The 19,057-nt window shown below is 45.4% G+C and carries 18 protein-coding genes; 17 read left to right on the forward strand and 1 reads right to left on the reverse strand.

What is annotated here, in order from left to right; all coding sequences use genetic code 11:
• Nucleotides 1–26: 26 nt before the first annotated feature.
• From coaBC to spoVM, 12 genes are all read left to right on the forward strand, one after another.
• Nucleotides 27–1,247, forward strand: a complete 1,221-nt coding sequence (coaBC, locus tag NST22_RS08470; protein WP_009967219.1) for a bifunctional phosphopantothenoylcysteine decarboxylase/phosphopantothenate--cysteine ligase CoaBC — start codon at nucleotides 27–29, stop codon at nucleotides 1,245–1,247.
• Nucleotides 1,244–3,661 carry a primosomal protein N' gene (gene priA, locus NST22_RS08475; protein WP_003232079.1) on the forward strand — a complete coding sequence of 806 codons (2,418 nt, stop codon included), beginning with the start codon at nucleotides 1,244–1,246 and terminating at the stop codon, nucleotides 3,659–3,661. Before coaBC ends, priA begins: the two co-directional genes overlap by 4 nt.
• 26 nt (nucleotides 3,662–3,687) lie before the next feature.
• The gene (def, locus tag NST22_RS08480) at nucleotides 3,688–4,170 is read left to right on the forward strand and encodes a peptide deformylase (protein ID WP_003232077.1); all 483 of its coding nucleotides are present in this window, start codon (nucleotides 3,688–3,690) and stop codon (nucleotides 4,168–4,170) included.
• Between the two features lie 4 nt (nucleotides 4,171–4,174).
• A complete protein-coding gene (fmt, locus tag NST22_RS08485) occupies nucleotides 4,175–5,128 on the forward strand; it encodes a methionyl-tRNA formyltransferase (RefSeq protein ID WP_003232070.1) in 954 nt (317 codons plus the stop codon).
• Nucleotides 5,115–6,458, forward strand: coding sequence for a 16S rRNA (cytosine(967)-C(5))-methyltransferase RsmB (gene rsmB / locus NST22_RS08490; protein WP_003232068.1), 1,344 nt, complete (start codon nucleotides 5,115–5,117; stop codon nucleotides 6,456–6,458). The genes fmt and rsmB overlap by 14 nt, the downstream gene beginning before the upstream one ends.
• 3 nt (nucleotides 6,459–6,461) lie before the next feature.
• Nucleotides 6,462–7,553: a 23S rRNA (adenine(2503)-C(2))-methyltransferase RlmN gene (rlmN, locus tag NST22_RS08495; protein WP_003232066.1), complete on the forward strand. Its 1,092-nt coding sequence runs from the start codon at nucleotides 6,462–6,464 to the stop codon at nucleotides 7,551–7,553.
• A 6-nt stretch (nucleotides 7,554–7,559) separates the two neighbouring features.
• Nucleotides 7,560–8,324: a protein-serine/threonine phosphatase PrpC gene (prpC, locus tag NST22_RS08500; protein ID WP_003232064.1), complete on the forward strand. Its 765-nt coding sequence runs from the start codon at nucleotides 7,560–7,562 to the stop codon at nucleotides 8,322–8,324.
• Nucleotides 8,318–10,264 carry a serine/threonine protein kinase PrkC gene (gene prkC / locus NST22_RS08505; RefSeq protein ID WP_003232062.1) on the forward strand — a complete coding sequence of 649 codons (1,947 nt, stop codon included), beginning with the start codon at nucleotides 8,318–8,320 and terminating at the stop codon, nucleotides 10,262–10,264. Before prpC ends, prkC begins: the two co-directional genes overlap by 7 nt.
• 14 nt (nucleotides 10,265–10,278) lie before the next feature.
• Nucleotides 10,279–11,175, forward strand: coding sequence for a ribosome small subunit-dependent GTPase A (rsgA, locus tag NST22_RS08510; protein ID WP_003232060.1), 897 nt, complete (start codon nucleotides 10,279–10,281; stop codon nucleotides 11,173–11,175).
• Between the two features lie 4 nt (nucleotides 11,176–11,179).
• The gene (gene rpe, locus NST22_RS08515) at nucleotides 11,180–11,833 is read left to right on the forward strand and encodes a ribulose-phosphate 3-epimerase (RefSeq protein ID WP_003232058.1); all 654 of its coding nucleotides are present in this window, start codon (nucleotides 11,180–11,182) and stop codon (nucleotides 11,831–11,833) included.
• A 72-nt stretch (nucleotides 11,834–11,905) separates the two neighbouring features.
• Nucleotides 11,906–12,550 carry a thiamine diphosphokinase gene (locus NST22_RS08520; RefSeq protein WP_003245470.1) on the forward strand — a complete coding sequence of 215 codons (645 nt, stop codon included), beginning with the start codon at nucleotides 11,906–11,908 and terminating at the stop codon, nucleotides 12,548–12,550.
• A gap of 71 nt (nucleotides 12,551–12,621) precedes the next feature.
• Entirely contained in the window at nucleotides 12,622–12,702 is an 81-nt protein-coding gene (gene spoVM / locus NST22_RS08525; RefSeq protein ID WP_003221545.1) for a stage V sporulation protein SpoVM, read from the forward strand.
• Nucleotides 12,703–12,774: 72 nt separating this feature from the next.
• On the opposite strand, the gene rpmB is transcribed toward spoVM, so the two are convergent.
• Nucleotides 12,775–12,963 carry a 50S ribosomal protein L28 gene (rpmB, locus tag NST22_RS08530; RefSeq protein WP_003221548.1) on the reverse strand — a complete coding sequence of 63 codons (189 nt, stop codon included), beginning with the start codon at nucleotides 12,961–12,963 and terminating at the stop codon, nucleotides 12,775–12,777.
• A 276-nt stretch (nucleotides 12,964–13,239) separates the two neighbouring features.
• Between rpmB and NST22_RS08535 the strand changes: the two genes are divergently transcribed.
• The 5 genes from NST22_RS08535 (at nucleotide 13,240) to recG (ending at nucleotide 19,034) form a co-directional block, all read left to right on the forward strand.
• Nucleotides 13,240–13,602, forward strand: coding sequence for an Asp23/Gls24 family envelope stress response protein (locus NST22_RS08535; RefSeq protein ID WP_003232054.1), 363 nt, complete (start codon nucleotides 13,240–13,242; stop codon nucleotides 13,600–13,602).
• A 15-nt stretch (nucleotides 13,603–13,617) separates the two neighbouring features.
• Complete coding sequence (locus NST22_RS08540; protein WP_003245033.1) at nucleotides 13,618–15,279, forward strand: DAK2 domain-containing protein; 1,662 nt, start codon at nucleotides 13,618–13,620, stop codon at nucleotides 15,277–15,279.
• A gap of 138 nt (nucleotides 15,280–15,417) precedes the next feature.
• Nucleotides 15,418–16,080, forward strand: a complete 663-nt coding sequence (gene sdaAB, locus NST22_RS08545; protein ID WP_003232050.1) for an L-serine ammonia-lyase, iron-sulfur-dependent subunit beta — start codon at nucleotides 15,418–15,420, stop codon at nucleotides 16,078–16,080.
• A 25-nt stretch (nucleotides 16,081–16,105) separates the two neighbouring features.
• Complete coding sequence (gene sdaAA / locus NST22_RS08550; RefSeq protein ID WP_003232049.1) at nucleotides 16,106–17,008, forward strand: L-serine ammonia-lyase, iron-sulfur-dependent, subunit alpha; 903 nt, start codon at nucleotides 16,106–16,108, stop codon at nucleotides 17,006–17,008.
• On the forward strand, nucleotides 16,986–19,034 hold the full coding sequence (recG, locus tag NST22_RS08555; protein ID WP_003244692.1) for an ATP-dependent DNA helicase RecG: 2,049 nt from the start codon (nucleotides 16,986–16,988) through the stop codon (nucleotides 19,032–19,034). Before sdaAA ends, recG begins: the two co-directional genes overlap by 23 nt.
• The last annotated feature ends 23 nt before the right edge of the window (nucleotides 19,035–19,057 follow it).

Genomic DNA, 19,057 nt, shown 5'->3' on the forward strand with positions numbered 1-19,057 from the left:
TGTAAAGTGCAGAGGGGGAGAATTCATTGCTTAACAATCGAAATGTGTTACTTTGCGTGAGTGGAGGCATCGCTGTTTATAAAGCCTGTGCGTTAACGAGCAAGCTGGTTCAGGCAGGAGCAAATGTCAAAGTGATTATGACTGAATCCGCTTGCCGATTCGTTTCACCGCTGACATTTCAGGCATTGAGCCGCCACGAAGTCTATACAGATACATTTAAAGAACAAAATCCAAGCGTCATTTCTCATATTGATGCCGCAGACTGGGCCGACTTGATTATCGTAGCGCCGGCTACGGCTAATGTGATTGGAAAACTGGCAAACGGCATCGCTGATGATATGCTGACGACAACATTGTTGGCAGCAACGGCTCCCGTTTGGATCGCGCCGGCAATGAACGTTCATATGTATGACCACCCGGCAGTCAAACGAAACATTTCTGTTCTTTATCAGGACGGTTATTGTTTTATTGAGCCAAGTGAGGGCTATTTAGCATGCGGTTACGTAGGAAAAGGCAGATTGGAAGAGCCGGAAAACATCGTAAAGCTGGCCGAAAAACATTTTGCTGAAGAAACATCCGCTCCTTTAGAAGGCAAGCATGTGGTCATTACAGCCGGCCCAACGCGGGAAGCGATTGATCCTGTCCGGTTTTTTACCAATAAATCGACGGGCAAAATGGGCTACGCACTGGCGGAGGCTGCTGTTCAGCTCGGCGCACGGGTAATCTTAATTTCTGGGCCTGTTTCACTTGATCAGCCTAAAGGCCTTGCTGAGTTTATCCCTGTTCAATCGGCTGCGGATATGCGCGAAGCTGTGCTCTCTGTGTATGACGCAAGCGATATAGTCATTAAAACAGCTGCGGTAGCCGATTTTACGCCGAAAACAGTATTTGACCATAAAATGAAAAAACAAGACGGCGGCATGACCTTAGAACTGAAAAGAACAGTCGATATTTTGAAAGAATTGGGCGAGAAAAAGAAAGAGCAGATTTTGGTCGGATTTGCCGCCGAAACACAAGACATTGAACACTATGCACGTAAAAAGCTCGCCGCTAAAAACCTTGATTTGATTGTGGCAAATGATGTGAAAGCAAATGGGGCCGGTTTTGGTGCTGATACGAATATCGTGACAATCTTTTTCAAAGACGGGCATAAACGCGAACTCCCGATTATGTCTAAGCTCGATGTTTCTTTTGAAATCCTTCAGGAGATCGCAGCCCTCTCAAAACAAACCGGAGAGCGCTCATGAATTTTGCAGAAGTCATCGTTGATGTCAGCACCAAAAATATAGACAGGCCTTTTGATTATAAAATCCCAGACCATCTGAAGGGCATGATCAAAACGGGGATGCGGGTCATTGTTCCGTTTGGCCCCCGTAAGATTCAAGGGTTTGTGACAGCAGTCAAAGAAGCATCTGACCTATCGGGAAAATCTGTCAAGGAAGTAGAGGATTTATTAGATCTTACACCTGTTCTGACAGAGGAGCTTATGATTCTGTCATCATGGCTGTCAGACAAAACGCTGTCTTTTAAAATAACGGCGCTTCAAGCAATGCTGCCTGCCGCCTTAAAGGCGAAATATGAAAAAGAATTAAAAATTGCACACGGAGCCGATCTTCCGCCGCAAGTGGAACGGCTGTTTTCTGAAACAAAGACGCTGCTGTATTCAGATATACCCGATCATGAGACGCTGAAACTGATTCAAAGGCATGTTCAAAAAGGGGACATTGACGTGACGTATAAAGTCGCGCAAAAAACCAATAAAAAAATGGTCAGGCATATTCAGGCAAATGCGAGTAAAGAAGAGCTTGCTAAGCAGGCTGAGGGATTGTCCCGCCAAGCAGCAAAACAGCAGGCGATTCTTCACTTTCTCATCTCTGAGCCGGAAGGTGTGAAAATTCCTGCGGCGGAATTGTGCAAAAAAACGGACACGAGCTCTGCAACCATCAAAACCCTTATCCAAAAAGGGCTTTTGAAGGAAAGCTATGAAGAGGTTTACAGAGATCCCTATCAGGACAAAATGTTCAAAAAAACAGAGCCCCTGCCGCTGACAGACGAACAGAGGGCTGCCTTCGAGCCCATACGCGAGACATTGGACAGCGATGAGCATAAAGTGTTCCTCCTTCACGGCGTGACAGGAAGCGGAAAAACCGAAATTTATCTGCAATCAATTGAAAAAGTACTGGCGAAAGGAAAAGAAGCCATCGTCCTCGTACCGGAAATATCGCTGACGCCGCAAATGGTCAACCGCTTCAAGGGCCGCTTCGGCTCCCAGGTGGCAGTCATGCACAGCGGTTTATCCACAGGAGAAAAATATGACGAGTGGCGTAAAATCCACCGGAAGGAAGTACGGCTTGTCGTCGGTGCCAGATCCGCCATTTTTGCTCCGTTTGAAAATCTCGGAATGATAATCATCGATGAAGAGCACGAGTCTTCCTATAAACAGGAAGAAATGCCGCGCTATCATGCGAAAGAGGTGGCAATCAAGCGGGCTGAGCATCACAGCTGCCCGGTTGTATTAGGGAGTGCTACGCCGACATTAGAATCATATGCTAGAGCGCAAAAGGGCGTATACGAGCTTCTTTCACTGAAGCACCGTGTTAACCATCGGGTGATGCCCGAGGTTTCGCTTGTCGATATGAGAGAGGAGCTTAGAAACGGCAATCGCTCGATGTTTTCAGTTGAATTGATGGAAAAGCTTGAAGAAACGATTGCCAAGGGTGAGCAGGCGGTGCTGTTTTTAAATAAGAGGGGCTACTCTTCCTTTGTGATGTGCAGGGATTGCGGCTATGTCCCGCAATGCCCGCACTGCGACATTTCCATGACGTATCATCGTTACGGCCAAAGGCTGAAATGCCATTATTGCGGACATGAAGAGCCTGTTCCGCACACTTGTCCTGAATGCGCAAGCGAGCATATCCGCTTTTTCGGAACGGGAACACAGCGAGTGGAGGAAGAGCTGACAAAAGTGCTGCCAAGTGCGAGAGTGATTCGGATGGATGTTGACACGACATCACGGAAAGGCGCCCATGAAAAATTACTGTCAGCTTTCGGAGAAGGAAAAGCGGATATTCTTCTCGGAACGCAAATGATCGCGAAAGGGCTTGATTTTCCGAATGTCACGCTTGTCGGAGTGTTAAGTGCTGATACAACACTTCATATTCCTGATTTCAGATCGGCTGAAAAAACATTTCAGCTGTTAACGCAAGTCAGCGGCCGGGCAGGCAGGCATGAAAAGCCCGGCCATGTCATCATTCAAACGTATACACCGTCTCATTACAGTATCCAGCTGACGAAAACACACGATTATGAAACGTTCTATCAGCATGAAATGGCGCACAGGAGAGAGCAATCCTATCCGCCATACTACTATTTGGCTCTTGTGACTGTTTCTCATGAGGAAGTGGCGAAAGCAGCGGTTACAGCTGAAAAAATCGCTCATTTTTTGAAAGCAAACTGCGGAGCTGACACGAAAATTCTCGGACCAAGCGCGTCGCCGATAGCCAGGATCAAAGATAGATATCGCTATCAATGCGTGATAAAATACAAACAGGAAACCCAGTTATCCGCTTTATTGAAGAAGATACTGGAACATTATAAACGCGAAATTGAACAAAAACATGTAATGATTTCAATTGATATGAATCCTTATATGATGATGTAAGATCTCACGTCTTGGAGGGTAACAAATTGGCAGTAAAAAAGGTCGTCACACATCCTGCGGAGGTTTTGGAAACACCTGCGGAAACCGTGACTGTTTTTGATAAAAAGCTAAAAAAACTGCTTGATGATATGTACGACACCATGCTTGAAATGGATGGTGTCGGACTGGCAGCGCCGCAAATCGGCATTTTAAAAAGAGCGGCCGTCGTAGAAATCGGGGATGACAGAGGGAGAATTGATCTCGTTAATCCTGAAATTTTAGAAAAAAGCGGCGAGCAAACCGGAATTGAAGGATGCTTGAGCTTTCCTAACGTCTATGGTGATGTCACACGTGCCGATTATGTCAAAGTGCGTGCGTTTAACCGTCAGGGAAAACCGTTCATTCTGGAAGCGCGAGGCTTTTTAGCAAGAGCCGTGCAGCATGAAATGGACCACTTAGACGGTGTGCTGTTTACATCTAAAATAAGTAAATACTATACAGAAGATGAACTAGCGGATATGGAAGGATGATTTGATGACGAGAATCGTATTTATGGGAACGCCGGATTTTTCAGTTCCTGTTTTAAGAACCCTGATAGAGGACGGATATGAAGTAGTGGGGGTCGTCACACAGCCGGACCGTCCGAAGGGCAGAAAAAAAGTACTGACACCTCCTCCGGTAAAGGAAGAGGCATTGCGCCACGGCATCCCGGTTCTTCAGCCGGAAAAAGTCAGATTGACAGAAGAAATTGAAAAAGTGCTGGCATTAAAGCCTGACCTGATTGTAACGGCGGCATTCGGACAAATTTTGCCTAAAGAGCTTCTCGACAGTCCAAAATACGGCTGCATTAACGTTCACGCATCCCTTTTGCCGGAACTGCGCGGCGGTGCTCCGATCCATTATTCCATTCTGCAGGGAAAGAAGAAAACCGGGATTACCATTATGTATATGGTAGAAAAATTGGATGCGGGCGATATGATCTCAAAAGTGGAAGTGGACATTGAAGAAACCGACAATGTCGGAACACTGCACGATAAATTAAGCGTTGCTGGCGCGAAGCTATTGTCTGAAACGGTTCCAAACGTTATTGCCGGCAGCATATCACCTGAAAAGCAGGATGAAGAGAAAGCGACGTACGCGCCTAACATTAAAAGAGAGCAAGAGCTGCTCGACTGGTCCAGAACGGGCGAAGAGCTTTACAACCAGATCCGCGGCTTAAATCCATGGCCTGTTGCTTATACGACTCTAAACGGACAAAACTTGAAAATATGGGCGTCGAAAAAAATAGCGGCACCAACAACAGCTGAGCCCGGCACAGTCGTTGCAGTTGAAAAGGAAGGAATTATCGTTGCCACAGGTAACGAGACGGCTCTGTTATTAACCGAACTCCAGCCGGCAGGCAAAAAACGAATGAAAGGCGAAGACTTTGTGCGAGGCGCTCATGTTGAAGCCGGTGATGTGTTAGGAGTAAACAATGAAAAAAACTAGTGTTCGTGACATCGCCCTTGAGGCGCTGATCAAATTAGAACAAAACCAGGCATACAGCAACCTGCTGCTGAAATCGGTCATTAAATCAAATGAACTGAGTGATCAGAACAGAGGGCTTTTGACTGAACTTGTCTATGGTACATTACAAAATAAGATCGCGCTTGATTATATGCTTAAACCGTTTATCAATAAGCCTCAAAAGGTAAAGCCGTGGGTGATTCAGCTTCTTCGCCTATCCTTATATCAAATGGAGTATTTGGAGAAGATTCCAGACAGGGCAGCCATTCATGAAGCGGTTGAGATTGCTAAAATCCGCGGACACAAAGGCATTGCTTCATTTGTCAACGGCGTGCTCCGTTCTATTCAGCGCGAAGGTGTTCCATCCTTTGACGCGATCGAAGATCCTGTCCGCCGGCTGGCGACAGAAACAAGCCATCCGGAATGGCTTGTGAAAGAGTGGGCGGATGCGTATGGATTTGAAGCTGCGGAAAAGATTTGCCGCATCCATCTCATTCCGCCGAAACAGACGCTGCGTGTCAATCAAATGAAAGCAGACAGAGCTGAGCTGCTTGACCAAATGGCTGCTGAGGGAATCGAAGTTGAAAAAGGCGACCTCGCTGAAGATGCTGTGAAGCTCTTAAAGGGAACAATTGCCGGAACTCATTTCTTCCAAAACGGCGAAGTTTCTATCCAGGATGAGAGCTCCATGCTCGTCGCCCGCGCCCTTGATCCTAAGTCAGATGAAACAGTGCTTGACGCGTGTGCGGCGCCTGGCGGAAAGTCGGCTCATATCGCAGAATTAATGAAGAACAAGGGGAGCGTTACGTCGCTTGATCTTCACAAACATAAAGTGAAGCTGATCAAAGAAGCGGCAGATCGGCTTGGCCTGACAATCATTCATGCGGAAACAATGGATGCTAGAAAAGCGGGGGAAACGTTTGAAAACGAACAGTTTGACCGAATATTGGTCGATGCCCCGTGCTCAGGTTTCGGTGTTATCAGAAGAAAGCCGGACATGAAATACACGAAAAAACCTGACGACAGCGCCCGTCTAGCTGAAATCCAGCTGTCGATCTTGAGGGAAATCGCACCATTAGTAAAAAAAGGTGGCACTCTTGTCTACAGTACGTGTACAATGGACCGGACAGAAAATGATGAAGTAATACATGCGTTTATACAAGAACATCCTGATTTTGAACCCGATTTGTCTCTTGAAAAGCGGCTGCCTGAAAAGGTGAGACCCTTTGTTCGGGATGGAAGGCTTCAAATCCTTCCTCATTATTTCGGAACAGATGGTTTCTTTATTTGCAGCATGAGAAAGAAGGGATAAGCAATGGCAGAACTTAATAAAACAAAAGTAAGAAAAGAATTGCGGACAGAGCGTCCGTCTATTTATTCTTTTGAATTAGATGAAATCAAACAATGGCTGACAGACAATGGAGAGAAACCGTTCCGTGCAGCCCAGATCTTTGAATGGCTATATGAAAAACGCGTATCTTCTTTTGAAGATATGACAAACCTCTCAAAGGATCTGCGTGAGAAATTAAACACTCGCTTTGTGTTAACAACGCTGAAAACGGCTGTTAAACAAACCTCTCAAGACGGTACGATGAAGTTTTTGTTTGAGCTTCATGACGGTTATACCATCGAAACCGTTTTAATGAGACACGAGTATGGCAATTCTGTATGTGTAACGACACAAGTCGGCTGCCGTATTGGCTGCACATTCTGCGCGTCAACGCTTGGAGGCTTAAAACGAAACCTTGAAGCAGGGGAAATTGTCGCTCAAGTAGTCAAAGTGCAAAAAGCTCTTGATGAAACGGATGAACGCGTCAGCTCTGTCGTGATCATGGGAATCGGCGAACCTTTTGATAACTTTAACGAAATGCTCGCTTTCTTGAAAATCATTAACCATGACAAGGGCCTGAATATCGGTGCTCGCCATATTACGGTCTCTACGAGTGGAATCATCCCGAAAATTTACGAATTTGCTGATCAGCAAATGCAGATTAACTTTGCAATTTCTCTGCACGCGCCGAACACAGAAATCAGAAGCCGTTTGATGCCGATTAACAGAGCATATAAACTGCCTGATCTAATGGAAGCCGTTAAATATTATATTAATAAAACAGGACGCCGTATCAGCTTTGAATACGGGCTGTTCGGAGGCGTAAACGACCAGGTGGAACACGCCGAAGAGCTTGCCGACTTGCTGGAAGGAGTCAAATGCCACGTGAACTTGATTCCGGTAAACTACGTGCCTGAACGGGACTATGTGCGCACACCGCGTGATCAGATTTTTGCTTTTGAAAAAACGCTGAAATCCCGCGGAGTAAATGTCACAATCCGAAGAGAGCAAGGACATGACATTGACGCAGCCTGCGGTCAGCTTCGCGCGAAGGAGCGTCAAGACGAGACGAGGTGATGAGGGTTGTTAACAGCCTTAAAAACAGATACAGGAAAAATCCGCCAGCATAATGAAGATGATGCGGGGATATTCAAGGGGAAAGATGAATTTATATTAGCGGTTGTCGCTGATGGCATGGGCGGCCATCTTGCTGGAGATGTTGCGAGCAAGATGGCTGTGAAAGCCATGGGGGAGAAATGGAATGAAGCAGAGACGATTCCAACTGCGCCCTCGGAATGTGAAAAATGGCTCATTGAACAGATTCTATCGGTAAACAGCAAAATATACGATCACGCTCAAGCCCACGAAGAATGCCAAGGCATGGGGACGACGATTGTATGTGCACTTTTTACGGGGAAAACGGTTTCTGTTGCCCATATCGGAGACAGCAGATGCTATTTGCTTCAGGACGATGATTTCGTTCAAGTGACAGAAGACCATTCGCTTGTAAATGAACTGGTTCGCACTGGAGAGATTTCCAGAGAAGACGCTGAACATCATCCGCGAAAAAATGTGTTGACGAAGGCGCTTGGAACAGACCAGTTAGTCAGTATTGACACCCGTTCCTTTGATATAGAACCCGGAGACAAACTGCTTCTATGTTCTGACGGACTGACAAATAAAGTGGAAGGCACTGAGTTAAAAGACATCCTGCAAAGCGATTCAGCTCCTCAGGAAAAAGTAAACCTGCTTGTGGACAAAGCCAATCAGAATGGCGGAGAAGACAACATTACAGCAGTTTTGCTTGAGCTTGCTTTACAAGTTGAAGAGGGTGAAGATCAGTGCTAATCGGCAAGCGGATCAGCGGGCGTTACCAAATTCTCCGCGTCATAGGCGGCGGGGGAATGGCCAACGTGTATTTAGCTGAGGATATCATTCTAGACCGTGAAGTCGCAATTAAAATCCTGCGGTTTGACTATGCAAATGACAATGAATTTATCAGACGTTTCCGCAGAGAAGCCCAATCCGCATCAAGCCTCGATCACCCGAATATTGTCAGCATTTATGATTTGGGCGAGGAAGATGATATTTATTATATTGTCATGGAATACGTTGAAGGCATGACGCTTAAAGAATACATAACAGCAAATGGGCCGCTTCACCCTAAAGAAGCGCTGAACATCATGGAGCAAATTGTCTCAGCCATCGCTCATGCCCATCAAAACCAGATTGTTCACAGAGACATCAAGCCGCATAACATTTTGATTGATCATATGGGAAATATCAAAGTAACGGATTTTGGAATTGCGACGGCACTAAGTTCGACCACAATCACCCATACCAATTCAGTTCTGGGCTCGGTCCATTACTTATCACCTGAACAGGCCCGGGGCGGCTTAGCCACAAAAAAATCGGATATTTATGCGCTTGGAATCGTTCTATTTGAGCTTTTAACCGGCCGTATTCCGTTTGATGGAGAGTCAGCAGTCAGCATCGCCTTGAAGCATCTTCAAGCGGAAACTCCTTCGGCAAAAAGGTGGAATCCATCGGTCCCCCAAAGCGTTGAAAACATCATACTCAAGGCAACTGCCAAAGATCCTTTTCATCGCTACGAAACGGCTGAAGACATGGAAGCAGACATAAAAACAGCTTTTGATGCCGACAGACTCAATGAAAAGAGATTTACGATTCAAGAAGATGAAGAAATGACAAAAGCGATACCTATCATTAAAGATGAAGAACTTGCTAAAGCTGCTGGCGAAAAAGAAGCTGAAGTGACAACCGCACAAGAAAACAAAACAAAGAAGAACGGCAAAAGAAAAAAGTGGCCGTGGGTTTTGCTCACGATATGCCTCGTTTTTATCACAGCTGGAATTCTTGCTGTCACTGTTTTTCCGTCGCTTTTCATGCCTAAGGATGTCAAAATACCTGATGTCTCCGGAATGGAATACGAAAAAGCCGCAGGGCTCTTGGAAAAAGAAGGTTTACAGGTTGATTCCGAGGTGTTGGAAATCTCAGATGAAAAAATTGAAGAGGGCCTGATGGTAAAAACGGATCCTAAAGCGGATACCACAGTCAAAGAAGGCGCCACGGTCACCCTTTATAAGAGCACCGGAAAAGCAAAAACGGAGATCGGTGATGTGACAGGCCAAACGGTCGACCAAGCAAAAAAAGCGTTGAAGGACCAAGGGTTTAATCATGTAACAGTAAATGAAGTGAATGACGAGAAAAATGCGGGCACTGTCATTGACCAAAATCCTTCAGCAGGGACTGAGCTGGTCCCGAGTGAAGATCAAGTCAAACTTACAGTCAGTATCGGACCCGAAGACATTACGCTTAGAGACTTGAAAACCTACAGTAAAGAAGCAGCGTCTGGATATCTGGAAGACAACGGATTGAAGCTTGTAGAAAAAGAAGCATACTCAGATGATGTTCCAGAAGGACAGGTTGTCAAACAAAAACCAGCAGCAGGTACGGCAGTAAAGCCGGGAAACGAAGTTGAAGTGACATTCTCTCTCGGACCAGAGAAAAAACCTGCGAAAACAGTGAAAGAAAAGGTCAAGATCCCCTACGAACCAGAAAATGAAGGGGACGAGCTTCAAGTGCAAATCGCGGTTGACGATGCGGATCACAGCATCTCTGACACTTACGAAGAATTTAAGATAAAAGAGCCGACTGAACGAACGATCGAACTAAAGATTGAACCAGGCCAAAAAGGGTACTATCAAGTAATGGTAAACAATAAAGTTGTCAGCTACAAAACCATTGAGTATCCGAAAGATGAATAACAAGGAGGGAAAATATGCCTGAGGGCAAAATTATTAAGGCGCTAAGCGGCTTTTACTATGTACTGGATGAATCAGAGGATTCAGATAAAGTAATACAATGCAGAGGAAGAGGCATTTTCAGAAAAAACAAAATTACCCCTCTTGTCGGTGATTACGTTGTGTATCAAGCTGAAAATGACAAAGAAGGATATCTAATGGAAATTAAAGAAAGAACCAACGAGCTTATCAGGCCGCCAATTTGCAACGTTGATCAAGCGGTCCTTGTTTTCTCAGCGGTTCAGCCTTCTTTCAGCACGGCATTGCTCGACCGCTTCCTGGTTCTCGTTGAGGCCAATGATATTCAGCCGATTATATGCATTACTAAAATGGATCTGATTGAAGATCAAGATACAGAAGATACGATACAAGCCTATGCAGAAGACTATCGGAATATTGGTTATGACGTATACCTTACCTCCTCTAAGGACCAAGATAGTTTAGCGGACATCATCCCGCATTTTCAGGATAAAACAACGGTATTTGCCGGTCAGTCCGGTGTTGGGAAATCCTCGCTTCTCAACGCGATCAGTCCGGAGCTCGGATTAAGAACAAACGAGATTTCCGAGCATTTGGGCCGCGGGAAACACACAACCCGCCACGTGGAGCTGATTCACACGTCCGGAGGTTTGGTTGCAGATACACCGGGATTCAGCTCGCTTGAATTTACAGACATTGAGGAAGAAGAGCTGGGCTATACCTTCCCTGATATCAGAGAAAAAAGCTCTTCATGCAAATTTAGAGGCTGTTTACATCTGAAAGAGCCGAAATGTGCGGTGAAACAAGCTGTTGAAGACGGGGAATTAAAGCAGTATCGCTATGACCATTATGTTGAATTTATGACGGAGATTAAAGACAGAAAGCCGAGGTATTAGCATAATGATAAAGGTTGCACCATCTATTCTTTCCGCTGATTTTGCCGCTTTAGGCAATGAGATTAAAGATGTAGAAAAAGGCGGAGCCGATTGTATTCATATTGATGTTATGGACGGCCATTTTGTCCCGAATATCACAATCGGTCCGCTGATTGTAGAAGCGGTCCGGCCGGTAACGGATCTGCCGCTTGATGTCCATTTAATGATAGAAGAGCCGGATCGTTATATCCCGGCTTTTGCGAAAGCAGGCGCAGATATCCTGTCTGTGCATGCTGAGGCATGTCCGCACCTGCACCGTACCATCCAGCTCATTAAAGAGCAAGGAGTGAAGGCCGGAGTAGTTCTAAACCCGCATACCCCTGTACAAGTCATCGAACATGTTTTCGACGATCTTGATCTTGTTCTTTTAATGACGGTGAACCCGGGCTTCGGCGGGCAGAAATTTATTCATTCAGTCCTTCCTAAAATAAAAGAGGTTAAGCGAATGGCGGATGAAAAAGGAAAAAAAGATCTGTTAATTGAAGTAGACGGCGGCGTCAACAAAGAAACCGCTCCGCTCGTCATTGAAGCGGGCGCAAATTTACTCGTTGCCGGTTCAGCTGTTTATGGCCAGTCTGACCGCAAAAAAGCAATTTCTGAAATCAGAGGAAGTAAATAAGCAGCTTTAGAAAAGAGCTGGGCATACAATAGCCTAAGCTCTTTTTCCTGTATGCAGAGAAAGGAATCAGAGATGAAAACAATTAATATCGTTGCGGGAGGCCCGAAAAATCTCATTCCCGATCTAACCGGCTATACGGATGAACACACGCTTTGGATCGGTGTTGACAAAGGCACCGTCACTCTCTTAGATGCCGGGATCATTCCTGTTGAAGCCTTCGGAGATTTTGACAGCATAACGGAGCAAGAACGCCGGCGAATAGAAAAAGCCGCTCCCGCCCTTCATGTGTATCAAGCAGAAAAAGATCAAACAGATTTAGACCTCGCCCTTGATTGGGCGCTGGAAAAGCAGCCGGATATTATTCAGATTTTCGGCATTACAGGCGGCAGAGCTGATCATTTTTTAGGAAACATTCAGCTTCTGTATAAAGGTGTAAAAACGAACATAAAAATTAGGCTGATAGACAAACAAAATCATATTCAAATGTTCCCTCCTGGTGAATATGATATTGAGAAGGATGAAAATAAGCGATATATCTCCTTCATACCGTTTTCCGAAGACATACATGAGCTGACCCTGACCGGTTTTAAATATCCTCTAAATAATTGTCATATTACGCTCGGTTCAACACTATGTATTAGTAACGAACTCATTCATTCACGAGGTACTTTTTCGTTTGCAAAAGGCATATTAATAATGATAAGAAGCACGGATTAAGCATGTGCTTTCATTCAATTGCTGAAAACAATGAACAAGGCGGTTACGGGACGTTATAGGAGGGGACAAAAATGAAATTTTACACCATTAAATTGCCGAAGTTTTTAGGAGGAATTGTCCGGGCGATGCTGGGCTCATTTAGAAAAGATTAATGCCCAGGGGTTCAAAGCCCTCTTTCACCACATAAAAACGCCTGCCACATATCGGGGCAGGCGTTCATTTTGTTATACACGCTCAACTTTACCGGATTTCAAAGCTCGAGCAGATACATATACTTTTTTAGGTTTTCCGTTCACAAGGATACGAACCTTTTGAAGATTCGCGCCCCAAGTGCGCTTAGAAGCGTTCATTGCGTGAGAACGGTTATTCCCAGCTGTTGTTTTTTTACCTGTGATAACGCATTTACGTGCCATTTGTTTCCCTCCTCACTTGCACAAAACATCTACTTTTTAACATTCATATAATCTTAGATGCTTTCGATATGGATACTTTAAATAATTTACCACAGCTAAAAAACGTTTGCAACTATTGTTTCATCATCTTTCAAGAAAATTCACTTGACATCTTGCGGAAACAGCAGCGCTATAGTATATGTAGAGGTACGGCCAGCGATTATTGCCTGGTCTTTTCATAATGGAAACCATATAGTAGAATAGCTGTAACTCTATGCATTCGAAGGAGGAACTAGTGTGTCCATTGAATTAAGAACGAAGTACGGACAGATTGATATATCTAATGAAGTCATCGCGATGGTTGCAGGAGGCGCGGCGGTTGACTGTTACGGCATTGTCGGCATGGCCTCTAAAAACCAGATTAAAGACGGACTGACTGAAATCCTTCGGAAAGAGAATTTCAGCAGGGGTGTCCAAGTTCGCCAAGAAGGAGAACAGATACATATCGACATGTATATCATTGTCAGCTACGGCACGAAAATTTCTGAAGTGGCACATAATGTCCAAACAAAAGTAAAGTACACAGTAAATCAAACCATCGGACTGGCAGTGGATTCTGTCAATATTTATGTCCAAGGCGTACGAGTGACGAACCCGTAGTTAGGAGGAGTAGGATTGTCTATCAGAACATTAGACGGCAGAACCTTTGCCGAGATGATTCTTGCGGGAGCGCAGAATCTGTCTCAAAACGCCAGTGCAGTTGATGCACTGAACGTGTTCCCGGTGCCGGACGGTGATACGGGAACAAATATGAACCTGTCGATGACTTCCGGAGCAAGAGAAGTTGAACAAATGGATACGGATGATATCGGGAAGGTGGGCTCCGCGTTATCTAAAGGGCTGCTCATGGGAGCACGCGGAAATTCAGGAGTTATCCTATCCCAATTGTTCCGCGGATTTAGCAAAAACATTGAAACGAAAAAAGAAATTAATGCACTTGAGTTTGCCGCTGCGCTGCAAGCAGGTGTAGACATGGCGTATAAAGCTGTCATGAAACCTGTAGAGGGCACCATTTTAACAGTTGCAAAAGACGCTGCAAAAAAAGCAATGATCTTAGCAGAAAAAGAAACCGATATCACTGCGCTGATGACTGCAGTGACAGAAGAAGCAGAGGCGTCTTTAAACCGCACCCCTGAATTGCTACCTGTCCTAAAGGAAGTAGGAGTTGTCGATAGCGGGGGCAAAGGCCTGCTCTGTGTGTATGAAGGTTTCCTTGCTTCATTAAAAGGTGAAACTGTACCTCAGAAAGCAGTTCTTCCGTCACTTGACGACATGGTCAGCGCAGAGCATCACAAGAGCGCGCAAAGCATGATGAATACCGAAGATATTGAATTTGGATTCTGTACCGAAGTGATGGTTAGGCTTGATCAGACAAAAAGAGAGTTCGACGAAGGCACGTTCAGGCAAGACCTCAGCCAGTTCGGAGATTCTCTGCTTGTGATTGCGGATGAATCGCTGGCGAAGGTTCATATTCATGCTGAAGAGCCGGGAAACGTGTTAAACTACGCCCAGCATTACGGTGAATTGATCAAAATAAAAATAGAAAATATGAGAGAACAGCATACCTCTATCATCAGTCAAGAAAGCAAACCTGCAGACAACGAAACACCGCCGGCAAAACAGCCGTATGGCATTGTGACTGTAGCGATGGGAGAAGGAATTGCAGACCTATTTAAAAGCATTGGCGCTTCTGTTGTGATTGAAGGCGGCCAGACCATGAACCCAAGCACTGAGGATATTGTTGATGCCGTGAAGTCTGTAAATGCAGATACGGTATTTATCCTGCCTAACAACTCCAACATTATCATGGCTGCTAACCAAGCGGCCAGCGTAGTGGATGAACAGGTTTTTGTCATTCCTGCTAAAACGGTTCCGCAAGGGATGTCAGCTCTGCTGGCTTTTAACCCGGATCAAGAAGCTGAAGCGAACGAGGCCAATATGCTAAGCGCCATTCAGCAAGTAAAAAGCGGACAGGTGACGTTCTCAGTCAGAGATACTCATATTGACGGTAAAGACATTAAAAAAGGCGACTTTATGGGCATTCTGAATGGAACGATTATCGGCACTTCTGAAAATCAGCTGTCAGCCGCGAAAATGCTGCTGTCAGAAATGATCGGAGAAGATGATGAAATCGTGACCATTCTATATGGTGAGGATGCGTCTCAGGAAGAAGCTGAGCAGCTTGAAGCGTTTCTCAGTGAAAAGTACGAGGAGATTGAGGTTGAGATCCACAATGGGAAACAGCCTCTGTATTCGTATATAGTTTCAGCAGAATAGAAGGGCAATTTGCCCTTCTATTCTTATGTCTGCTTTTAAGTGCGGCAGCGCTGTAACGCGCCCGCTTGCCATTTTATATCTGATCAATTAGTCTAGAAGCAAAGCGCTAATAAGCTCTGGTTCATAAGGAGGAATAGCATGAAATACAGAAGCGTTTTTGATATTATCGGCCCGGTTATGATCGGTCCGTCCAGCTCTCATACAGCGGGAGCTGCTAGAATCGGGAGAGTGGCCAGAAGTTTATTTGGCAGAGAGCCTGAGCGCATCATTGTATCTTTTTACGGCTCGTTTGCGGAAACGTATAAGGGCCACGGCACAGATGTCGCGATTATCGGCGGATTGCTTGATTTTGATACATTCGATGAACGGATTAAAACCGCTATACAAATTGCAGAAGCTAAAGGAATTGATATAGAGTTTCGGGTAGAAGACGCAGTCCCGGTCCACCCGAACACAGCAAAAATCACCATTTCTGATGAAAAGGGTGAGCTGGAACTGACGGGTATTTCGATTGGCGGAGGAAAGATTGAAATCACAGAATTGAATGGTTTTGAGCTCCGGCTGTCAGGAAATCATCCGGCCATATTAGTTGTTCATAATGACAAGTTTGGCACAATTGCCGGTGTTGCCAATGTTCTGGCGAAATTTTCAATCAACGTAGGACATATGGAAGTAGCCCGGAAAGATATCGGCCAGCTTGCGCTGATGACAATAGAGGTCGATCAAAATATTGACGACCACATTCTCGACGAGCTGTCGAAGCTGCCGAATATTATTCAAGTGACAAAGATTGCTGACTAGCGAAAAGGGTCAGGAGGAGCCAGTTATGTTTCGTAATGTAAAAGAATTAATTGAGATTACTAAAGAAAAACAAATATTGATCTCTGATGTGATGATAGCTCAAGAGATGGAAGTAACAGAAAAAACAAAAGAGGACATTTTTCAGCAGATGGATCATAACCTGTCTGTTATGGAAGCGGCGGTTCAGAAAGGACTCGAGGGAGTTACGAGCCAAACGGGCTTAACAGGCGGAGATGCCGTTAAATTGCAGGCCTATATTCGATCAGGAAAAAGCCTGTCTGGCCCGCTGATTTTAGATGCTGTATCGAAAGCCGTTGCAACAAATGAAGTAAATGCAGCCATGGGAACCATCTGTGCGACACCGACTGCAGGTTCTGCCGGTGTGGTGCCCGGTACGTTATTTGCTGTAAAAGAAAAGCTGAATCCAACAAGAGAACAAATGATCCGCTTTTTGTTTACAGCCGGGGCTTTCGGATTTGTCGTGGCCAATAACGCAAGCATTTCCGGCGCCGCCGGAGGATGTCAGGCAGAGGTTGGATCAGCTTCAGGCATGGCGGCTGCGGCTATTGTTGAAATGGCAGGAGGAACACCCGAACAAAGCGCGGAAGCCATGGCCATTACATTAAAAAATATGCTAGGCCTCGTGTGCGACCCTGTTGCAGGGCTTGTTGAGGTGCCTTGCGTGAAACGGAATGCGATGGGCGCGTCAAATGCGATGATTGCTGCTGATATGGCATTGGCGGGCATTACAAGCCGTATTCCATGTGATGAGGTTATCGATGCCATGTATAAAATAGGCCAAACGATGCCAACTGCACTTAGAGAAACAGGCCAGGGCGGTTTAGCGGCAACACCGACAGGAAGAGAATTAGAGAAAAAAATTTTCGGAGGAGCGCTAGGTTCACGTGAAACAACATCAGCAAACTAGTATAGCTAACATTAAGGGTATTGGGCCGGAAACAGAAAAAACATTGAATGAACTCGGTATTTATGACATTTCTGATCTTCTGAATTATTTCCCTTATCGCTATGATGACTACGAGCTGAGGGATTTAGAAGAAGTAAAGCATGATGAAAGAGTCACAGTCGAAGGGAAGGTTCATTCAGAGCCTTCTCTTACCTATTACGGAAAAAAACGAAACAGGCTGACATTCAGGCTTCTGGTCGGCCACTATTTAATCACAGCCGTATGTTTTAACCGGCCTTATTTGAAGAAGAAGCTTTCGCTCGGCTCTGTGGTGACGGTTTCAGGTAAATGGGACAAGCACCGCCAAACCATCTCTGTTCAGGAGTTGAAAAACGGGCCGCATCAAGAAGACAAAAGCATTGAACCAGTGTATTCTGTGAAAGAAAATGTTACCGTCAAAATGATGAGGCGCTTTATTCAGCAGGCGCTGACCCAATATGCAGACTCACTTCCTGATCCTCTTCCGGAAAAGCTAAGAAAAAGCTATAAACTGCCTGACTATTATCAAGCGTTAAAAGCAATGCACCAGCCTGAAACAAGGGAAGCATTAAAGCTTGCCAGACGGCGGTTTGTTTATGAAGAATTTTTGTTGTTTCAGTTGAAAATGCAGGCGTTCCGAAAGGCGGAAAGAGAGCAGACACAAGGGATACGGCAGCGTTTTTCAAACGAAGAACTCATGAGATTTATCAAAAGCCTCCCGTTTCCCCTCACAAACGCCCAGTCACGCGTTCTTCGCGAAATAACAGCAGACATGTCTTCTCCATACAGAATGAACCGTCTTCTTCAAGGGGACGTTGGATCAGGAAAAACGGCAGTCGCCGCCATTGCACTGTATGCCGCGATCCTATCCGGATACCAAGGAGCGCTCATGGTGCCGACAGAAATTCTGGCCGAGCAGCATGCTGATTCGCTCGTTTCGCTATTTGAAAAATGGGACGTCAGCGTTGCTCTTTTGACAAGCTCTGTTAAAGGAAAGCGGCGAAAAGAACTGCTTGAGCGTCTTGCGGCGGGTGAGATTGATATTCTTGTAGGAACCCATGCTTTAATCCAAGACGAGGTGGAGTTTAAGGCGTTGAGTCTCGTTATTACTGATGAACAGCACAGATTTGGAGTTGAGCAGCGCAAAAAGCTTCGGAACAAAGGGCAGGATCCCGATGTTCTCTTTATGACAGCCACTCCAATCCCAAGAACATTAGCGATCACAGTATTCGGTGAAATGGATGTATCTGTCATTGATGAGATGCCGGCTGGACGAAAGCGAATTGAAACCTATTGGGTAAAACATGACATGCTTGATCGTATTTTGGCATTTGTCGAAAAAGAATTAAAGCAAGGCAGGCAGGCTTATATCATCTGTCCGCTGATTGAAGAATCAGATAAGCTTGATGTGCAAAACGCCATTGACGTGTACAATATGCTTTCTGATATTTTTCGGGGAAAATGGAATGTCGGCCTTATGCATGGAAAGCTGCATTCCGATGAAAAAGATCAGGTCATGAGAGAATTCAGCGCAAATCACTGTCAAATTCTCGTATCAACCACTGTTGTGGAGGTTGGCGTAAATGTTCCGAATGCAACAATTATGGTGATTTATGACGCCGACCGTTTCGGACTATCACAGCTTCACCAGCTGCGCGGCCGTGTTGGACGGGGTGAGCATCAATCTTTCTGTATTCTGATGGCTGATCCAAAATCAGAAACAGGGAAAGAACGGATGAGGATCATGTCGGAGACCAATGACGGTTTCGAGCTGTCTGAAAAGGATCTGGAACTGAGAGGTCCCGGTGATTTCTTCGGGAAAAAACAAAGCGGAATGCCGGAATTTAAAGTGGCGGACATGGTTCATGATTACAGAGCGCTTGAAACGGCAAGGCAGGATGCTGCGAATCTTGTGGCTTCTGACGCGTTCTGGAAGGAGCCGGAATACGCTGTGTTAAGAGATGAATTGCTGAAGAGCGGAGTAATGGACGGGGAAAAATTAAGCTGAGTATCAGAAGTTTTTGGTGTTCA

It is taken from the genome of Bacillus sp. PS237 (assembly GCF_037963345.1).
Lineage (GTDB): Bacteria > Bacillota > Bacilli > Bacillales > Bacillaceae > Bacillus > Bacillus subtilis.

Excerpts from the sequence above, each read along its gene's own strand:
- rpmB (WP_003221548.1), bottom strand. The coding sequence starts at position 12,963 with ATGGCACGTAAATGCGTTATCACAGGTAAAAAAACAACAGCTGGGAAT.
- spoVM (WP_003221545.1), top strand. The coding sequence starts at position 12,622 with ATGAAATTTTACACCATTAAATTGCCGAAGTTTTTAGGAGGAATTGTC.
- sdaAA (WP_003232049.1), top strand. The coding sequence starts at position 16,106 with ATGTTTCGTAATGTAAAAGAATTAATTGAGATTACTAAAGAAAAACAA.
- fmt (WP_003232070.1), top strand. The coding sequence starts at position 4,175 with ATGACGAGAATCGTATTTATGGGAACGCCGGATTTTTCAGTTCCTGTT.
- rsmB (WP_003232068.1), top strand. The coding sequence starts at position 5,115 with ATGAAAAAAACTAGTGTTCGTGACATCGCCCTTGAGGCGCTGATCAAA.
- sdaAB (WP_003232050.1), top strand. The coding sequence starts at position 15,418 with ATGAAATACAGAAGCGTTTTTGATATTATCGGCCCGGTTATGATCGGT.
- rsgA (WP_003232060.1), top strand. The coding sequence starts at position 10,279 with ATGCCTGAGGGCAAAATTATTAAGGCGCTAAGCGGCTTTTACTATGTA.
- NST22_RS08520 (WP_003245470.1), top strand. The coding sequence starts at position 11,906 with ATGAAAACAATTAATATCGTTGCGGGAGGCCCGAAAAATCTCATTCCC.
- rlmN (WP_003232066.1), top strand. The coding sequence starts at position 6,462 with ATGGCAGAACTTAATAAAACAAAAGTAAGAAAAGAATTGCGGACAGAG.
- rpe (WP_003232058.1), top strand. The coding sequence starts at position 11,180 with ATGATAAAGGTTGCACCATCTATTCTTTCCGCTGATTTTGCCGCTTTA.
- priA (WP_003232079.1), top strand. The coding sequence starts at position 1,244 with ATGAATTTTGCAGAAGTCATCGTTGATGTCAGCACCAAAAATATAGAC.